Genomic DNA, 19934 nt, shown 5'->3' on the forward strand with positions numbered 1-19934 from the left:
TAAAACCCTAATTAATTAAAACCGGCTTATATTTTTCTAGGTTTTTCAAGATTTCTCCTGTTCCACGAACAACAGCTTTCAATGGATCGTCTGCCACATGAACCTTCAATTGAGTCTTTTTCTCAATTCTTTTATCCAATCCATGCAACATGGCTCCACCACCTGCTAAATGAATACCATTATGGAAAATATCACCAGATAATTCAGCAGGAGCTCTTTGAAGAGTTTCCATGATTGCTACTTCAATTTTGGTAATTGAGCTATCCAAAGCGTAAGCAATTTCTGAATAATTGATTAAAATTTCTTTAGGAATACCGGTGATTTGATCACGACCACGAATTTCAAAATCCGCTGGTGGATTATCCAATTCAGGCAAAGCGGCTCCTACTTGCAATTTAATCTGTTCAGCAGAGCGCTCACCAATAACTAATTTGTGTTCACGTAACAAATAATCTTTGATATCGCGAGTGAACTCATCTCCCGCTACACGAATAGAGTTTTCAACTACAATTCCGGATAGAGAAATAATGGCCACCTCTGTTGTACCACCTCCAATATCAACCACAAGCGTACCGTTCGGTTGCTCAATATCAATTCCAATTCCTATAGCTGCAGCAATAGGCTCGTGGACCATATAAACCTCACGTGCACCTGCATGCTCTGCAGAGTCCTTTACAGCTCTTTTTTCAACCTCAGTGATGCCAGAAGGAATACAAATCACCATTCTAAGAGCAGGTGAAAAGAAAGAATTTCCACGATCAATCATTTTGATTAAACCACGCATCATCAATTCGGCAGCAGTAAAGTCGGCAATTACACCATCTTTTAAAGGACGAATTGTCTTGATGTTATCATTGGTTTTTTCGTGCATCAACATTGCCTGGCGACCCACCGCCATCACTTTATTGGAATTACGATCCAATGCGATAATAGAAGGTTCGTCAACTACAACTTGATCTTTATGAATAATTAGGGTATTTGCTGTACCTAAATCTATTGCGATATCCTTGGTAAGAAAATTAAAGAAGCCCATGTTCGGAAAATAAAAAATCTAGATTTGATTTCGACAAAATTAGTCGAATAACAAATATAACGAAATATTACCAGCATATTGATTTTTTTCATTCAAATTTGTACAATCCTCAAAAAATTATAATTTTTACTTATTGTACCAAAAAAATAAAATAAAACTCCTCCTATCCCGTTTTATAGGTATATTACAAATAAAATATAAAATAATTTTAAAAATTAACACAAAATTTCCTGTTAAATTATTTGGAATTACTACGTGTTTTATTAGTTTTGTCCAAATTTATCAGAACAAAATAAAGGATATATCCAAAATTTCTTCAAATAATGGAAGATTATAACAAAATAATTGAATCCCTAGGTGTAAAGTTTATCAAATCGAGAAACATTAGAATATTACAACCTATCAAAATCAAAAACTACTATGATGTAGAAAACTCACTCTTGATTTTGTACAAAGGGCAAGTTTCATTTGGTGAAGAAGAAACCCATGTAGAAGAGGGTGATATGTTGTTTATTCCAGGGGGTAAAATGATCAGTGTTACTTATGGTAATTCTGAAAAACCAAAACCAGTAAACAACGAGGAGTTTTTAACACATAGGGAGTTGTATTTCGACTTAAACATGGACCCTCAATTGATTGGCAGCCAAGAGAATTCTTTTGGTATGGTATCTTTTGAAGCCAAAGTTTTTGATTCGGTAAATTTCTTTACGAGCTTAGACATTCCTCCTTTCATAATTAAGAAGGATGATAAATTAGCTCAAACGATTCGCGAGATTTTAACGGAAGATATGTCCGACTTTATTGGAAAAGGACGTATTATCAAAATTAAAACGGAAGAAATCGTAATTGAGATTATTCGTTATATCATAACGCATCGTTTGTTCGTTGAGCAATTAGCAACCAATTCAACTTATTTCAAAGATCCTCGCTTAATAGATATTTTTGCATTTATTAAAGACAATATTGGTGGTGACCTTTCGAACAAAGTTTTGGCTAACGTTGCAAATGTTTCAGAAGATTATGTTGGACAGTACTTCAAAATGTTAACGGGTATCAATCCACAAGATTATATAGAATACCAACGTATGGAGGCAGCGGTTGGTTTATTACGTACAACTAAAAAATCGATTCGTGCGATTGGTGCAGAAGTGGGTTACAAAGACACCGCATATTTCTGTCGCCGTTTTAAAATGATGTTCGGCATTCCGGCAGGAAAAATGAGACGAAGAGAATCATTGATGAATATATAAAACAAAAATCCCCGCCTTTCGACGGGGATTTTTTTATAATAAATACTTCAACTTAATCACTTCCCTTTCCGTCAAGTATCTCCAATTACCTCTTGGCAAATCTTTTTTAGATAAACCAGCAAAGGTTGTTCTATCTAACTTGGTCACTTCATAACCTAGGGATTCAAAGATACGGCGAACGATACGGTTTTTACCTGAGTGAATTTTCACACCAATCACATATCCATCTGGAGTGATTCGTGCCAAGTCGTCTACTTTGATTTCGCCGTCATCTAATTTTAAACCTGCCAATATTTTCTGAAAATCTTCCTCCGCTAAAGGCTTATTCAATTCTGCCTGATAAATTTTTTCGATTTCAAAGGAAGGATGGGTTAAACGATCTGCTAATTCTCCATCGTTAGTCAACAACAACAAACCTGTTGTATTTCTATCCAAACGACCCACTGGATAAATACGAGCATCTCCAGCATTTTTCACCAATTCCATTACCGTTTTGCGATCATTTGGATCTTCAGTTGTGGTGATGAAATCTTTTGGTTTATTCAATAATACATAAACAGGTTTTTCTCTGTTCAATTTTCTATTACCGTAACGAACCACATCCGTTGGACCTACTTGGTAACCCATTTCCGTAATTACCTTGTTGTTTACTTTGATTTCACCAGATTCAATCAACTTATCTGCATCTCTGCGGGAACAAATTCCTGCATTTGCAATAAATCTGTTCAAACGAATTGTATCAGAATGTTTTTCTTGTTGTTTAATCTTTCGCTGAATCTTGGAAGGCGCATTTTCTTTGAATCGATCAATGCGGTAATTCGGAGAATACCCCGGACCTTCGTCGTGGCGATTTCTTGATTTGAAAGTATCTCTCGAAGAAAAGCGTTTTCCGCCTCTTCCTTCTCCCGACTCTTCACGATTAAATTTTTCATCTGCACGCGCACGAAACTGCTTTTTCTTATCTTCAAAACGCGCATTTGCATCTGGTCTTTCTGTTCTTGCGTCTCTCGTTTCTCGTCTCTCGTCACCATTTTCCGAATTAAAACGTGGTTTAAACTCACGTTTTTCACCACCTCTATCTTCTGAATTGAAACGTGGTTTATACTCGCGTCTTTCCCCAACTTTATCCTCTGAATTGAAACGTGGTTTATACTCGCGTCTTTCTCCACCTCTATCCTCTGAATTGAAACGTGGTTTATACTCGCGTCTTTCTCCACCTCTATCCTCTGAATTGAAACGTGGTTTATACTCGCGTCTTTCTCCACCTCTATCCTCTGAATTGAAACGTGGTTTGTACTCGCGTCTTTCTCCACCTCTATCCTCTGAATTGAAACGTGGTTTGTACTCGCGTCTTTCTGGTCTTCCGTCTCTCGTCCCTCCTCTCTCGTCTCTATTTTCTGAATTAAATCTTGGTTTGTATTCGCGACGCTCTGGTCTCTCGCCTCTCGCTTCTCGTCTCTCTGGTCTTGGACCTCTGTTTTCTGAATTTGAACGAGGATTCTCGTTGTTTGGAATTCTTTTTCTCATAAAATATGCAACATCACTGCTGTATTACACCTGAAACCGTTTTCAGGATATTTAATAAATTTATGCAAAGGTACGAAAAATGATGTGGATAGCTTGCAACAAATCCTTAAATTTGATAATCTGTAATTCATACAAAGCCCTATGGCCACTTTTTTTAAAAAAAAATATTCGATTTTAGCCATCTCACTGCTTTTAATAGCATGTAAAGGAGATGAACATTTATTTACTAAAGGTCAAACTTATTTTGAAAAAGGAGAATATGAATTAGCAATTCAGTCGTTAAAACCGCTGGCAGCCAGAGGATTTGATCCTAACCAAACTAATTTTTTGATTGCAGAATCTTATCGCTTATCTAATAGAATCCAATTTTCAGGCCCCTATTATGAAAAGGCCAAAGCGGCTGGGAATTTAGACAAATCTATACCGTTTCAAATGGCTTTTGCAGCCAAGGCAAATGGTGATTATAGTTCCGAAAAGTCTTATTTACTAGAATTCATCAAATCGAAACCCAGTAAATCGCAGAAAACAAGGGCTGAATTGGAATTGGTTCAAATTGATAAAATAGCAGAAATATCCAAAAAGAAATACCCTGTAGAAATACAAAACCTAGAGGGTAACACTCCCATGGCTGAATTTGCGCCCAGAATTTTGGACGGCGATTTAATTATTTCCGCATCAAGAAAATCCGAAATTTATAAAAACAATGGACTACCGTTTTTGGGACTCTATCGTGCCAAACTTAGTTCACCAACAATAATAATGCAACCTGAGTTGTTTTCTAGTACCATTTTTCAAGGAAACGCAAATGAGGGAACTCCAGCATTTACAAAAGATGGCAACACCATGGTTTTTGCAAAAGGGAATAGTGGCAAAAATGACATTAGTCCAGATGTAGATTTATACATTTCAAAAAAAGATAATGGCAATTGGAGTACTCCTTCGCTTTTAAGTCTTTCTGATTCTTTGGCTTGGGATGGCAGTCCGACGTTTTCTGCTGATGGGAAAACCTTGTATTTCGCCTCCAACAGAAGAGGTGGAAAAGGCGGATTAGATTTATACCGTGCTAATATTGATAATTCAGGCAGAGTTGGCCGAGCAATTAATTTGGGCTCAGTGATTAATACGCCAGGAGATGAAATTTTCCCATTTGTTTCGGAAGACGGAAAATTATACTTTTCGTCCAATGGGCATCCAGGATTAGGCGGACTAGATATTTTTGTAGCCACTAGAGATGGCAATACAATTGAAGTAGAATCACTTGGGAATACCATTAATAGTATTTCTGATGATTTTGGTTTAATAATGTCGGATGAAAACAAAGGCTATTTTGCGTCAAATAGAGCCGGCGGCAAGGGTGATGATGATATTTATTATTTTGTTGGAAAGGGGAATGAGGATAGATGGTGGTCTGATGAAATCATTGAAAAAGTGAAGGAGGAAAACTCTCCAGAAAAATTGGTTCATTATTTCGTAAAAGCCCAATTTGTTGATTCAAAAAACAAAGGGTTACCAAAAGTGAAATATCGTTTACGAAAAAATGGAGAGACGATTTCGAATGAGAATTCAGACTCAATTGGGAATTTACCAATTTTAGAATTATCGGAAGGAGATGAATTAGAAATTTTGGCTGAAAAGGACGACTTTTTAACCAAGACCGAGAAATTCTCAATGGAAGGGCGAAACATTCCTGTTCAATTACTTACAAAAGCTGTTACTGATACGTCCTTTACTTGGAAAATTTTAATGGAGCAACCAGAGGTAGGTAAAGAACTGACTCAACTATTGCAAATTTCACCAATTTATTACGATTTAGACAAATCGGATATTCGTGCAGATGCCGCGATTGAATTGGACAAAATTGTACAATTTTTGAAGGATAATGAACAAATTTACATTGAATTAGGTTCACATACAGACTCTCGTGCAACTGCAAATTACAACATGAAATTGTCGCAAAGAAGAGCAGAGTCTGCAGTAAAATACATAACTTCAAATGGCATCAATGGAGCAAGAATTAAGGCCAAAGGATATGGGGAAACTCAATTGATTAATGAATGTGCAGACGGTGTAAATTGTTCGGAAGAAATGCATCAACAAAATAGAAGAACTGAATTTGTAATAACTGAAATAAAGTCTGAGTAGAATGAATTATGTGTTAAAAAATGGGCAAATTGTAAATGAAGGCAAAATTTTTGTTGCCGACATCCGTATTGTCAAAGGTAAAATAGAAAAAATTGCAAGTGAAATCACTGAACAGGCAGGTGACCACGTCATAGACCTTTCAGGAAAGCATGTATTTCCTGGAATGATTGATGACCAGGTACATTTTCGTGAACCTGGTTTAACGCATAAAGCATTTATTGGAAGTGAATCGAGAGCAGCCGTAGCAGGAGGTGTAACGAGTTTCATGGAAATGCCAAACACTGTTCCTAATGCATTAACCCAGGATTTACTTGAAGACAAATATCAAATTGCCGCCAAAACATCCGTAGCTAATTATTCCTTTTTCATGGGTGCTTCGAATGAAAATTTTGAGGAAGCAATGAAAACCAATAAGGTAAATGTATGTGGTTTGAAGATCTTTATGGGATCATCTACTGGCAATATGTTGGTGGATAAAAAAGAAGTTTTAGATAGATTTTTCAAGGAAGCTGACATTTTAATTGCCACACATTGTGAAGACGAGCATACAGTAAAAACAAGATTAGAACAATTTAAGGCTCAATATGGAGAAAATGCACCGGCAAGCCTCCACCCTATTATTAGAAACGAAGAAGCTTGCTTTATTTCTTCTTCAATGGCAGTAGAATTAGCCAAAAAATGGAATACTAAATTGCATATTTTACATATTTCAACGGAAGAAGAATTAGCTCTTTTTGATACCACAAAAGCCTCAAAAGACAAGCGAATTACCGCGGAAGCTTGTGTTCATCATCTTTGGTTTGATGCTGGCGATTACGAAACCAAAGGAAATTTGATCAAATGTAATCCTGCCATCAAAGAAGCTCGACATAAAAAAGCCATTCGCGAGGCCATTCGAACTGGAGCCATAGATGTGATTGCGACCGATCATGCACCACATACTTGGGAGGAGAAACAACAAGGTTATTGGAAAGCTCCATCGGGTTTACCTTTGGTTCAACACCCAATGTTGATGTTATTAGATTTGGCCAAGGATGGTGAATTTACATTGGAATTAATTGCGCAAAAAACAGCCCATGCTGTTGCGGATATTTTTCAAATTGCCGACAGAGGGTACATAAGAGAAGGTTATTGGGCAGATTTAGCAATAGTAGATTTAAACAAAACATATACCGTAAATAAAAGTAATATTTTATATCACTGTGCTTGGTCGCCCTTAGAAGGCCACACATTTTCAGCAAGTATCGATAAAACCTTTGTTTCAGGACAATTGGCCTATTCAGAAGGGAAAATCGTTGAAGGCACACAAGGAAAACGCATGTTATTCAATCGTTAGTTTATGCGGCAAGCTTCTACACTTAAATCATATTTCTCCGAGTATGCCATAGAAGCGGGATTGGACGAAGTGGGAAGAGGCTGTTTGGCTGGACCTGTAGTAGCTGCGGCAGTCATTTTACCCAAGGATTATTTCCATCCTTTATTAAATGATTCAAAACAACTTTCTGCCAAACAACGAAATACCATTAAATTAGACATCGAAAGAGAAGCCATTTCCTTCGCTATTTCGGAAGTAGATGCCCCTACAATTGATAAAATCAATATTTATAAGGCAAGTATGCTAGCCATGCACCAGGCTGTGGATGCTTTAAAGGTAATTCCAGAGCACCTTTTGGTCGACGGAAACAAGTTTATCAGCTACCCATTAACCCCTCACACCTGTATTGTAAAAGGAGATACAAAGTTTTTTTCAATAGCAGCTGCTTCTGTTTTGGCAAAAACCTACAGAGATGAGCTGATGGAAAAATTGGCTTTGGATTATCCAGGCTATGGTTGGGAGCGAAATGCGGGTTACCCAACAATTTTGCATAAAAAAAAAATTATTGAATTAGGTCTAACTCCATTGCATAGACTGACCTTTCGGAGAGAATTGTAAATTGTTAATTATTAATTGTAAATTGAAAGTTGAGAATTGAAAGTTAAAAATTGAAAATTCGAAATGAAGTTTAAACTATTTTTAATGCTTTATATTCTTCTAATGACATGTTCGTCCTTAGAAGCACAGAACTTTTCAACCTCAATTGAAAAGGCAAAATGGCATCAAAAAAACCTTAATCGAATCGTTATTTCTTCTGATTCGTCTTTTCAAAATGGTCGAAAATTAGCTCAAAAATTAGGTTATAAATTAAGAGACACATTAGGGAAGAATAAAATAATTAGCTTACAATCAATTACTCCGGGGGGAGAACCTTTATACCTAACAACCCACTCCACTACCTTGGCAGGTAAAATGACGAAAACAAATGCACTTTACAATGGGGGCAGTTTGGGCGTTTCCATTTCAGGCAAATCTGACACCTTAAAGGGCAAATTAGGCATGTGGGACGGTGGTTCCATTTTGGAAAACCATGTTGAATTAGTTGGGAGAACGACTAAACAGGCAAGTCAAACCAGTACACTGAGCAGCCATTCGACCCATGTAGCAGGAATTCTAATTGCCGCAGGAAAAAATGCAAGTGTTATTGGTATGTCGCCTGAGGCGGATTTGAAATTTTGGGATTACGACAACGATGCCACTGAAATAGCTGCTGCAGCTAAAGATTTATTGGTCTCAAATCACTCTTATGGCTATCAGGCAGGGTGGGTTTACGATGATACCCGCTCCAAATGGACTTGGTGGGGACTTGATCGGGTGAGCAAAACAGAAGATTATAAATTTGGAAATTACGATGATAATTCCAGACAATTAGACCAAATTGCCTACAATGCTCCGCAATATTTAATTGTAAAATCTGCTGGTAATTCACGTTCAGAAAATGGCCCGACAGTGAGCGCAAATAACAGCAATTATCTCGAAAAATATTACATACGTAATACTTCAACATTAGATTCTCTCCCAAGAAGTAAAAATGATGGATACGACATTATTTCCACCAATGCCAATGCAAAAAACATTCTAACCGTTGGCGCTTTGGAGTCAACTCTAACCATTCCACAAAGAGCAAGTGGATTTAATATTTCCTCCTATACTGCCTGGGGGCCTACCGATGATGGCCGAATCAAGCCAGATTTGATGGGGATTGGTTCAAATATTTACTCTTCAACCAACAGTACAACAGGTACACAAACCAATTTATACGAATACAATTCGGGCACCTCAATGGCTTCTCCTCAGGTTGCAGGTTCCTTACTTTTGTTACAACAATTGTACTCGCGCACAAACAAGGGCCAATTTATGCGTTCTGCTAGCTTAAAAGGACTTGCTTTGCATACAGCATTGGATTTGGATGTGGCAGGACCCGATTACAAAACAGGTTGGGGTGTTTTAAATATGGAAGAAGCGGGTTCAGTTTTATTGAATAAAAACAACAATTATTCTTTGAGCGAATTGAAATTAAGTCAGTCTGAAACCAAGAAAATTTCTGTTACTGCTTCAGGAAATGGACCATTGGTGGTCAGTATCAGTTGGACCGACCCCGAAGGAAAGACCCAGGGAGAAATTTTAAATGATAGAACGCCTCGATTAGTTAATGATTTGGATCTTCGAATTAAAGATGGCACTATCACTTTCAGTCCCTATATTTTAGACCCTTATTTCCCAGACAAATTGGCTGCAACGGGTGACAACATTTTGGATAACTTTGAAAAAATAATAATCCCAAATGCAGTACCTGGGAAAACCTATGAAATTTCAATTACTCACAAAGGAACGCTAACCTATGCCACTCAAGATTTCACGTTAATCATTTCAGGAATCAATGGCAAAACCTATTGTTCGCCAAATTCTCCCAAAACTGGCATTTTAAAACTAGTTAAAATCAATAATTCAACAAGCCAGGCAGCAGAAATGGGTAAAACTAGTCAAGTAAATTTAGATATCGCTAATTTAAGTTCAGGTTTTGTGAATGCATTTGTTGATTGGAATAAGGACGGCGATTTTGATGATGCAAACGAATGGGTTAAAAATGCAGGGAGCTTTACTGCCAGTACTTATAATTTTGACCTTTCTGTTCCAAATTCCTTATCAACAAATTATATTTATCGTTTACGAATATTTGTAGCAAATCAAAATGTAACAAATGCCTGCTCGGAGATTTCAGATGGAGAAGTTAAAGATTTTGGTCTTCAAATTTTAGAGTCTAGTTATGATTTGGGACTTGAAAAAATCAGCCAATCAGGTGGAGCCTTCTGTGCGGGCACTGGAAATTTATTGTATACGAGTATTCGGAATAAAGGTTCGAAAACCTTTGGAAAGTTTGATGTAATCTTTAACATTTTTGAAGAGGGGGCTCTCAAAAAATCCATCACAAAAAATGTAGATTCTTTGCAAACCAATCAAGTGAAAGATCTTGGCTTTACGATTGATGTCCCATTGATCAACGGGAAAAATTATACGTATGAAGCAAAAATAATTGCAGCAAACGATCAAATTAGCAATAATAACCAACTTTCTCAAAACCAACTATTAAGTCCAAACGGAAGCCCAAGTGTAACTGGATTGTCCTGCTCGTTGTCAAGTTTAGTAGCCCTAAGCTCCAACACAAATTCTTTTTGGTACAATTCTAAAAATGCATTATTGGGCACAGGGACAACACTTTCTGTCGATAAGGGAGATACATATTTTGCAACTATTGGGGGTGTAAGTCAAAACCTTGGTCCAAAAACTAAATATGAATTTGGAACAGGAACTTATTATTCCAATTTTGGACCTGAGCCAATATTTGAAATCAAGACTCCAATGGTTTTGGAAAGTGCAAGAATTTATACAGGAACCGCAGGAACGATAGATTTTTATGTGACGGATATGTCAACTGGTGAATTAGTTTCTAATTCTTCCATCAATTTACCGGCAACCAGAATACAAAAAAATATTGTTGCCCCTCCAACCCAAATTTCTGACGACAAAACCGACCAAGGAATTGTGGTCAATTTGAATTTACAATTTCCCAAGGTAGGAAAGTATAAAATTACGCAGGTTTGCCAAGGTGGAGCAAGTATTTTTAGAAGCAATCGTATAAAAACTGATACGGAAACTGCTCCAACAAATATTGGCTTCCCTTATAATTCAACAGACAATCTAATTTCTTTAACGGGTGCTTTGTACCAGGGCGGAGTAATAACTTCAGGCTATTATTACTTTTATGATATGCAATTTAAATCGCTTGGCTGTGCCTCAGAAAAAGTTTCGGTACCAGTAAAAGATATAGTTTCTCCCGTAATTACACTATCGCAAACCGGAACAAAAACTATTTGCCCAAATTCAACTGAAACAATTAACCTAACAGCAAGTGCAAATCAATCGATTGCATACCAATGGCAAAAAAACCAAGTAGATATTGCGGGACAAACAAGCTCTAAGTATAGTCCAACAACTTCCGGAATCTACCGAGTAAAAGCTACCAATGCAGATGGATGCGCAAATACATCTTCTACTTTTGAGTTAAAGGTCTTAACAACATCAGTGCCAACCTTGTATTACAACTCAAATGGGATTTTAGAATCAAATGCCAGTGGAAATATAAGTTGGACATTTAATGGAAACGCAATTCCGGGTCTTTCTACCAATACATATATGCCAACAAGTTCTGGCACCTATGTTGTAAAAGGGTTAGATGCTAATGGTTGTATTGGAAGCTCTTTAGGATTAACGATTACAATTTTAGGCAATCAAGAGTCAAACCAATTTAAAATTTTCCCAAATCCAAGCATTGGCAACCAATTATATGTACAATGGCCCGATTTGCCTATAGGTACAAATTTTACAATTGAAGTTTTAGATATTTTAGGGCAGCAAAAATTAACCAAGGATATCAACAATTTGAATGCAAATTCAATTTTAGATATTTCCAGCCTATCATCTGGGGTTTATTTTATCCGAATATTGAATGAGTTAAAATCAGAAACGATCAAATTTATTAAGAATTAAGTCTTATTTAACCCAGAAAAAAATCATTCGAGGCGAGGTCAATTCATCAAATGCTTCAAGGGCATAATTACCTCTTAAATCAATATTTTGGAATCCTGCTTGTGCGGCGTATGCCAAAAAATCATTTTTCTGAATCATTTCAACTTTTTCTTCGAAATGATATGATTTCCCCTTATCTGTAAACTGAATTGATTTAAACAAATATCCATTTTGGGCAAAACGTTCTATTTTAAACTTAATATCTCCTTTTTGTACAATTTCAGATGGCACCAAATTGGCCATTACATATACTGGATTAAAAAAATCTAAAATCAACAATCCATTCTTATCCAATCCTTGAAAAAAACGGTGGAAGGCTAATTGATTTTCCTCGGGTTGATCGAAGTAACCGAAACTAGTGAAAAAATTAAATATGACTTGGTAATGATGTTCTTTAGCAAGTGGTTTTCGCAAATCGTGTTCAAAAAAATGTAAACCAGATTGTTCAAATTTCTTTGCCTCCTCAATATTGGCAGAGGATAAATCAAAGGCCTCCACATCAAAACCTAAATCAAAAAGGGTTTTAGCATGTCGACCTTTTCCACAGGCAGCATCCAAAACCTTGGAGCCTGCTTGCAAATTTAATTTCTTTTGAAGGTTCGAAATAAAATCAAAAGCTTCTTGGTCGTTTCGTTGATCATACAAAATATGATAATAAGGTGAATTAAACCAGGTTGAAAACCATTCAGATTTCTCTTCCATTTTATTTTCGAATGGATGGATTCGTTAAAAAATCTTGGTAAGCTAATCGAATACCCTCATTCAATTCAATTTTATGCTTCCAGCCAAGTCCGTGTAATTTGGAAACGTCCATTAATTTTCGTGGAGTTCCGTCTGGACGGCTGGTATCCCAATGAATTTGACCTTCAAATCCAACGATATCTTTTACATTTGTTGCCAATTCTTTAATAGTAACATCCTCTCCGGTTCCAACATTCACCAATTCTTTTTCGTTGTAAGATTCCATCAAATACAAGCAGGCTTCAGCCAAATCATCTGCATGTAAAAATTCTCGCATAGGCGAACCAGTTCCCCAAAGCGTCATTTGTGTAAGATTTTTTTGTTTTGCCTCGTGAAACTTACGAATCATTGCTGGTAAAACATGAGAATTCTCGAGGGAGTAATTATCGTTTGGACCATACAAATTGGTCGGCATTACAGAAATAAAATTACAGCCATATTGATCGCGGTAAGCCTCACACATTTTAATACCTGCAATTTTGGCAATGGCATAAGGTTCATTCGTTGGCTCCAAAGATCCTGTCAACAGATACGATTCCCTCAAAGGCTGCGGAGCCAATTTAGGATAAATACAAGAAGAGCCCAGAAACATCAATTTTTTCACTTGCTGCAAATAACTTGCATGAATAATATTGTTTTGAATGGCCAGGTTTTCGTATAAAAAATCTGCTCGATACGTGTTATTAGCAACAATTCCTCCAACTTTAGCCGCAGCTAAAAATACATAGTCAGGTTTTTCCTCTTCAAAAAAATCAAAAACTGCCTGTTGATTTATAAGGTTTAATTCTGTAGAAGTTCGGGTAATAATGTTTGAATATCCATTTTTTTCTAAACCTCTTAAAATAGCAGAACCTACCATTCCCCGATGTCCAGCCACATATATTTTCGCGTTCTTTTCCAATTTTATTGCCAATTTTATGCAAAATTAAGCAATCAAAAATAAGTATGCGATTATTTGTTTAATTTTGCACAATATTTCGAAAAACTGTCGTTAAAGTCGAATGCAAAAGCTATTCTTACTTTTATTCTTTATCGGATTGAACCTGGGCATTCAGGCTCAAAAAATCGACTTTAGCTCAAATAAAAAGCCATTAATAGACACAACCGTTCATTCAAAAGGTTTATTGGGAGGGCGACTAAGCACTGGGTTAGAGGGTACAGGTGAGAAAGTGAAAAAGGCAAAAGAAGATTTCAATAAAATCAAAAATGATAGTCAAGACATTTTAAATGACCTAGGTATTCACCGAGTTGGAAAATCTATTTCCAGAAATATAAAAAAGAAATTTCAACCTAAAGATGAATACGAGGGTATTAAAACAATCAATCGCATTTCCACTTATGGAAGTGGGAATCGAGCCACGGTTGAGGAAGTTGCTGTGATAAAATATGTAGAAGACGAAAAAGTGAGTGGATACCTTCAAGAAATTTGGTGGTTTGATACCCAGCAAAATCGAATTGTAAATACGCCATTAAAGGATGCTAAAAATCCATTAATATGCCATGGACCCTACAGAAAATTTGTTAATCAAGTTTTGGTAGAAGAAGGTTTTTTTTATCAAGGAGGTAAAGATGGTCGTTGGGAAAAATATGGCACTGAAAACGAATTATTAGACAAAATAAGCTATCAAAAGGGCTTCCCGAAGGAATCAACCATCAATTATTACGATGCGGAAAAACAGAAAATAAAAGAGGTTATCCCAAGAGTATACGGGAAGGTTCGCGGCCAATACCTTTCTTTTTTCCCCAATGGATTATTGGCTGAAGAGGGTAAATTAGACGATAGTATAAAGGTGGGCCGGTGGAGAGAATTTCATGAAAAAGGAGCCTCGGGCAGATTGAAAAAAGAATGGCGTTTTGGAAAAGATAAATTTGAAGATTTCAAACCAGTTTTAATACAGGAGAGAGATAACCAAGCCAAGGTAATTTATCAAAATCCAGATAAGTGGGACTAACATGATTCAAAAAAGATTACTTTTTTTGATGTTACTTTTTATTGGACTCATTTTTAAAGCAGTTCCGGTAAACTCATTTGCCAATCCCCAACATACTGCTCATATTTCAGAAAAGTCAAATTATACTTTTTTTGATTTTAGTACTGATTTAGAACAAGTAAATTTCGACGATGACGAATCTGAAGACGATGATTCAGAATCTCTTAAATCAGCTAAGCCCTTTTTAGGAGAAGAGTCGGAATTAGAACACAAAGAATTAATTTTCGCTTTTTTCCCCCCTAAAAAAATAATGGGAGAATTTGCGCCAAATTATCATCCTCAACCTATCTTTTCAGCCCCTTTTTCTCCTCCAGATTTTTGTGCATAATAAGCTATTTATTATCGTACAAAAATTATTTTATGGAGAAAAATCAATATTTAAAATCATTTATTTCCACTGATTGGAAATCAGGAATTGCGGTATTTTTAGTCGCACTTCCGCTCTGCCTCGGTATCGCCTTGGCATCTGGTGCACCTCTAATTGCAGGACTCATTGCAGGAATTGTAGGTGGCACAGTGGTGGCCATTTTATCTGGTTCAGAACTTTCAGTTTCGGGACCCGCCGCAGGTTTAACTATTTTGGTATTCAATGCCATTCAAAGCTTAAACTCCTATTCAACCTTTTTGTTGGCGGTAGTTTTGGCCGGATTGATTCAAATTGGATTAAGTCTTTTAAAACTTGGCAAAATTGGTAGCTTTTTCCCATCCTCAGTTATTCGTGGCATGTTGGTGGCTATTGGAATTGTGATTATTCTAAAACAAATTCCCCATGCTTTAGGAGACGATTTCGATTTTATAGGGGAATTTGAATTTTTTCAACAAGACGGGAATAACACATTTGGAGAAATAATGGCGGCCTTTTCTACTTTTAAACCTGGCGCCATTATTATTTCCATTTCAGGCCTTTTTATTCTAAGTAATTGGACAAAAGCTGCTGAAAAATTAGAGTTTCTTAAAAATATTCCTGCTTCCTTAATTGTAGTATTGTTGGGCATATTTGCAAATTTTGGATTTAAACTACTGATCCCTGATTGGTATTTGGGAGATTCAAAAGACCACATGGTTAATCTTCCAAACTTTGCATCATTTGGCGATTTTTTGCACGTTTTCCAATTTCCAGATTTCTCTGCCCTGAACCAGGGTGGAGTTTACAAAGTTGCTCTGACCTTGGCAATTGTGGCAAGTTTGGAAACATTATTGTCCCTAGAAGCAACCGACTCCCTTGATCCTCAAAAACGGATTTCATCTGCCGACAAAGAATTATTGGCCCAAGGAATTGGCAATGTAACCAGTGGACTGATTGGAGGGATACCTTTGACCTCGGTAATCGTTCGTTCATCAACCAACATTTATGCCGGCGCAAAAACTAGAATGTCAGGAATCCTCCATGGTATATTATTATTGATTTCCGTATTATTTCTAAGCTCTTGGATGAACCTCATTCCTTTGGCCTGCTTGGCAAGTGTCCTTCTTTATACAGGTTATAAATTAGCACACCCAAAAGAATTCAAAAAGGTTTTGAGTGAAGGTTGGAAACAATGGGTTCCCTTTCTAACGACTATTGTTGTAGTAGTTTTTGTAGATCTTTTATGGGGCATATTTATTGGAACGAGTATCGGTTTATTATTTGTAATTTTTACAAGTTATGAATCTGTTATTACGGTCCACCAAAAAGAAAATTCTTTTTTAATTCGCTTCAAAAAGGATGTGACCTTTCTACATAAAATGACCTTAAAAACCATTTTACAAAAAATCCCGGAAAACTCTTTAGTCTTTATTGATGCTAAGCAAGCACATTTTATGGACCATGACATTCAATTGATGTTAAAAGAATATATGGAAACAGCCAATCTAAAAAATATTGAAATAGACTATCAAAAAACACATGAAAGAATATAAAAGATTACTGTTGAACAATAAGGCTTGGGCAGCAGAAAAACTAGAAATCAATGAATCGTATTTCAACGATTTAGCTCTTGACCAAAAGCCCTTATTTCTTTGGATTGGCTGTGCAGATAGTCGCGTGCCAGCGGAGGAAATTACACAATCAAATCCTGGGGACATTTTCGTACACAGAAATGTAGCCAATCTGGTGGTTCATACCGACATCAACCTGCTATCCGTTTTACAATATGCTGTAGAGGTTTTGGAGGTAAAACACATTGTAGTTTGTGGACATTACAATTGCGGTGGAGTAAAAGCAGCTATGACCAATCAAGACTTTGGATTGATCAATAAATGGTTGAGAAATATCAAAGAAGTCTATGAAAAACACTACCAAGAATTACAACAAATTGCTGACGAAAAACAACGATTTAACAAATTAGTTGAAATCAATGTATTGGAACAAGTCAACAATTTAGCAAAAACAACAATTGTTCAAAAGGCTTGGAACAATAGGCAATATCCACATTTACATGGTTGGGTATTTGATATGCACGTTGGAGAAATCAAAGAAATTGTGAATATCAATGCAGGTGAATATGAAAATCCGATTTTTAGTTACAAGTTTTAACAAAAAAAGAGGCCTCGGCCTCTTTTTTTATGCTTTAAATAACCGAAACTCCAAAGCTACTCTCGACTTATCCATTTCATCGTTTACGGCTAAACCGTGGATTAAATGCGATGTAAAAATTAATACTTGTCCATAATCAACTTTCGAACGTACCAAATCACTTTTACCTTCCCAAGACTTAATCATTCGAACTCGGTAAGTATTTCCCTCAATATGGGCACCTTCAAACGTCCGTACGATGTCCTTTTCGTTTATAAAATGACTCTTGGGCGCCAATGGCAAACTAGATTTTTCCGTTACTCCAGCAATGGGTATCCAAAAATTAATAAACTGAGGAATAAATCCTTTATCTACACCTTCGTAAATATCCTTATGCGGCGGATTGTAATCTGTTGACAAAGGTCTATTAATTCGAACAATGATGTGCATCGCCTCATTGGCAACCGGATCATGATCTGTCAATTTGAAATTTAATATCTTTTCTAATCGTGGAATTAACGATTTTACAGAAAAGCTAAAATCACCTGAAAACAAATCTCTGGTACGTTTAACAACTTTATAATGATCCTCATCTTTTTTCACAAAATGATGATAATTTTCGAGTGTAAATCCCGTAGTATCAATTCCACATTCTTGTTGAATTAATTGGGCAACACTTTCTGTTAATCCACCAATTAAAGCTTCAAACTCTTCTGCACTTAAAAAATCCGACTCCACATAGCCTTCATTGTACCAAGGCTGGTGAAAAGCAATATCTTGGGTTTCATTGGAAAGTACTTCATCTTTACCAGACCTAAATTCAGGAGCATTTTCAATAGAAAAGCTACGTTCAACTCCTTCGATGTTAAAACTTGTGGTATTGCTCATATTAAAGAGTTGATTTTATTTTCAATTCATCTAATTGTGCAGCAGCCAATGGAGATGGTGAATCAATCATCACATCACGACCCGCGTTATTTTTAGGGAATGCGATGAAATCGCGAATAGATTCTGTTCCACCAAATAATGAGCAAAGACGGTCGAAACCAAAAGCTAAGCCTCCGTGTGGTGGTGCTCCGTATTCAAATGCATCTAATAAGAATCCAAATTGTGCTTTAGCCTCCTCTGGAGTAAATCCAAGCACCTCAAACATTTTAGATTGCAAATCTTTTTGGAAAATACGAATTGATCCGCCGCCAACTTCCACACCATTTACTACTAAGTCGTATGCATTCGCACGAACTTTACCTAAATCGCCCGACATCATTGCGTCGATGTCCTCAGGCTTAGGACTTGTAAACGGATGGTGCATAGCAAACCAGCGATTTTCCTCCTCACCGTACTCCAACAAGGGGAAATCAACTACCCAGTGTACACTGTATTCATCTGGATTACGTAAACCCAAACGATTTCCTAATTCTAAACGCAATTCATTTAATTGCTTGCGTACTTTGTCGCCATCACCTGAAAGAATCAACATTAAATCTCCCGGCTCTGATTCAAATGCAGCAACCCAAGCTTTTAAATCCTCTTCTGTATAAAACTTATCTACAGAAGATTTAATTGTTCCGTCCAAATTGTATTTCACATTCACCAAACCTTTCGCACCAATTTGTGGACGTTTTACAAAATCAGTTAACTCATCAATTTGCTTTCTAGTATATTCAGAAGCCCCTTTTACATTGATTCCCACTACCAAATTGGATGCATCAAAAACCTGGAAATCCTTTCCACTGGTCAAATCTCTTTCCTCGCCCTTCAATTCCACAAATTTCATTCCGAAACGAATGTCTGGTTTATCGGAACCATAATATTTCATTGCATGCGCATAGGTCATTCTAGACACCTCGCCTACTTCTATATTTTTAACTGTTTTAAACAAATGTTTAATTAAGCCTTCAAACACATTCAACACATCTTCTTGTTGAACAAAAGCCATTTCACAGTCGATTTGAGTAAATTCTGGCTGACGATCGGCACGTAGATCCTCATCTCTGAAACACTTTACAATTTGGTAGTAACGGTCGAAACCAGAAACCATCAACAATTGCTTAAAAGTCTGTGGGGATTGTGGAAGAGCATAAAATTCTCCAGGATTCATACGAGAAGGCACCACAAAATCTCTTGCACCTTCAGGTGTAGATTTAATCAAAACTGGAGTTTCAACCTCAATAAATTCCAAAGAATCTAAATAATTTCGAACCTCTCTTGCCATTCGGTGACGCAATTGCAAGCTGTTTCGAACAGGATTTCTGCGTAAATCCAAGTATCTATATTTCATGCGAACATCATCCCCTCCATCAGTTTCGTCTTCTATCAAGAAAGGAGGCAATTTCGCAGGATTCAATATTTCAACAGAAGAAACCTTGATTTCAATATCTCCTGTGGCTATTTTATCATTTTTCGACAATCGCTCAACCACCACACCCTTTGCTTGAACTACAAATTCTCTACCTAAAGAACGTGCAATTTGCAAGGTATTGGCATCTGTTTTACCTTCCTCCAACATCAATTGGGTAATTCCATAACGGTCTCTCAAATCCACCCAGATCATACCCCCTTTATCTCTCATTTTTTGAACCCAACCACACAAAGTCACCTCTTGCCCAACATTTGCTAATCTCAACTCACCGTTCGTATGCGATCTAAACATAAAATTTTTCTATTTTTTTAAAAACAAATGCAAAATTACGTAAAATACAGGGCAGAGAAAAATAAACACTCAAATCTTTACAAAAATTGATTCAGATCAGACACAAAAAAAGGCGCCCAATTGAGCACCTTAAAAATTCAA

General features: G+C 36.6%; 15 protein-coding genes. 9 read left to right on the forward strand and 6 right to left on the reverse strand.

Annotated elements, in window-relative coordinates; translation table 11 throughout:
* Positions 1-7: 7 nt before the first annotated feature.
* On the reverse strand, positions 8-1033 hold the full coding sequence (gene mreB / locus EOJ36_RS05115) for a rod shape-determining protein (protein ID WP_127803019.1): 1026 nt from the start codon (positions 1031-1033) through the stop codon (positions 8-10).
* A gap of 323 nt (positions 1034-1356) precedes the next feature.
* On the opposite strand from mreB, the gene EOJ36_RS05120 reads away from it, so the two are divergent.
* Positions 1357-2283, forward strand: coding sequence for a helix-turn-helix domain-containing protein (locus tag EOJ36_RS05120; protein WP_127803021.1), 927 nt, complete (start codon positions 1357-1359; stop codon positions 2281-2283).
* A 33-nt stretch (positions 2284-2316) separates the two neighbouring features.
* On the opposite strand, the gene EOJ36_RS05125 is transcribed toward EOJ36_RS05120, so the two are convergent.
* Positions 2317-3810, reverse strand: a complete 1494-nt coding sequence (locus EOJ36_RS05125) for a pseudouridine synthase (RefSeq protein WP_127803023.1) — start codon at positions 3808-3810, stop codon at positions 2317-2319.
* A gap of 141 nt (positions 3811-3951) precedes the next feature.
* Here EOJ36_RS05125 and EOJ36_RS05130 point away from each other — a divergent pair, with 141 nt between their 5' ends.
* The 4 genes from EOJ36_RS05130 (at position 3952) to EOJ36_RS05145 (ending at position 11875) form a co-directional block, all read left to right on the forward strand.
* Positions 3952-5952: an OmpA family protein gene (locus EOJ36_RS05130; RefSeq protein WP_127803025.1), complete on the forward strand. Its 2001-nt coding sequence runs from the start codon at positions 3952-3954 to the stop codon at positions 5950-5952.
* A 1-nt stretch (position 5953) separates the two neighbouring features.
* Positions 5954-7288 carry a dihydroorotase gene (locus tag EOJ36_RS05135; protein ID WP_127803027.1) on the forward strand — a complete coding sequence of 445 codons (1335 nt, stop codon included), beginning with the start codon at positions 5954-5956 and terminating at the stop codon, positions 7286-7288.
* Positions 7289-7291: 3 nt separating this feature from the next.
* Entirely contained in the window at positions 7292-7885 is a 594-nt protein-coding gene (locus EOJ36_RS05140) for a ribonuclease HII (protein WP_127803029.1), read from the forward strand.
* A gap of 63 nt (positions 7886-7948) precedes the next feature.
* A complete protein-coding gene (locus EOJ36_RS05145; protein ID WP_127803031.1) occupies positions 7949-11875 on the forward strand; it encodes a S8 family peptidase in 3927 nt (1308 codons plus the stop codon).
* Positions 11876-11878: 3 nt separating this feature from the next.
* Here the strand turns inward: EOJ36_RS05145 and EOJ36_RS05150 are convergent, their stop codons facing one another.
* Together EOJ36_RS05150 and fcl are read right to left on the reverse strand one after the other, a co-directional pair.
* Positions 11879-12616: a class I SAM-dependent methyltransferase gene (locus tag EOJ36_RS05150; RefSeq protein ID WP_127803033.1), complete on the reverse strand. Its 738-nt coding sequence runs from the start codon at positions 12614-12616 to the stop codon at positions 11879-11881.
* Between the two features lies 1 nt (position 12617).
* A complete protein-coding gene (fcl, locus tag EOJ36_RS05155) occupies positions 12618-13556 on the reverse strand; it encodes a GDP-L-fucose synthase (protein ID WP_127803035.1) in 939 nt (312 codons plus the stop codon).
* A gap of 100 nt (positions 13557-13656) precedes the next feature.
* On the opposite strand from fcl, the gene EOJ36_RS05160 reads away from it, so the two are divergent.
* Genes EOJ36_RS05160 through EOJ36_RS05175 form a run of 4 tightly spaced genes read left to right on the forward strand, consistent with a single transcriptional unit; the run spans position 13657 to position 17161 of the window.
* Complete coding sequence (locus EOJ36_RS05160) at positions 13657-14607, forward strand: toxin-antitoxin system YwqK family antitoxin (protein WP_127803037.1); 951 nt, start codon at positions 13657-13659, stop codon at positions 14605-14607.
* Between the two features lie 28 nt (positions 14608-14635).
* On the forward strand, positions 14636-14974 hold the full coding sequence (locus EOJ36_RS05165; protein ID WP_164847849.1) for a hypothetical protein: 339 nt from the start codon (positions 14636-14638) through the stop codon (positions 14972-14974).
* 32 nt (positions 14975-15006) lie between these two features.
* Positions 15007-16545: a SulP family inorganic anion transporter gene (locus tag EOJ36_RS05170; protein ID WP_127803041.1), complete on the forward strand. Its 1539-nt coding sequence runs from the start codon at positions 15007-15009 to the stop codon at positions 16543-16545.
* Positions 16532-17161 (forward strand): carbonic anhydrase, encoded by a 630-nt coding sequence (locus tag EOJ36_RS05175; RefSeq protein WP_127803043.1) that lies wholly within the window; start codon positions 16532-16534, stop codon positions 17159-17161. Before EOJ36_RS05170 ends, EOJ36_RS05175 begins: the two co-directional genes overlap by 14 nt.
* Positions 17162-17188: 27 nt before the next feature.
* On the opposite strand, the gene EOJ36_RS05180 is transcribed toward EOJ36_RS05175, so the two are convergent.
* Together EOJ36_RS05180 and aspS are read right to left on the reverse strand one after the other, a co-directional pair.
* Positions 17189-18028 carry a phytanoyl-CoA dioxygenase family protein gene (locus tag EOJ36_RS05180; RefSeq protein WP_127803045.1) on the reverse strand — a complete coding sequence of 280 codons (840 nt, stop codon included), beginning with the start codon at positions 18026-18028 and terminating at the stop codon, positions 17189-17191.
* Between the two features lies 1 nt (position 18029).
* Positions 18030-19793, reverse strand: coding sequence for an aspartate--tRNA ligase (gene aspS, locus EOJ36_RS05185; protein WP_127803047.1), 1764 nt, complete (start codon positions 19791-19793; stop codon positions 18030-18032).
* Between the last annotated feature and the right edge of the window lie 141 nt (positions 19794-19934).

This window comes from Sandaracinomonas limnophila (assembly GCF_004005965.1).
In the GTDB taxonomy this organism is placed as follows: Bacteria; Bacteroidota; Bacteroidia; order Cytophagales; family Spirosomataceae; genus Sandaracinomonas; species Sandaracinomonas limnophila.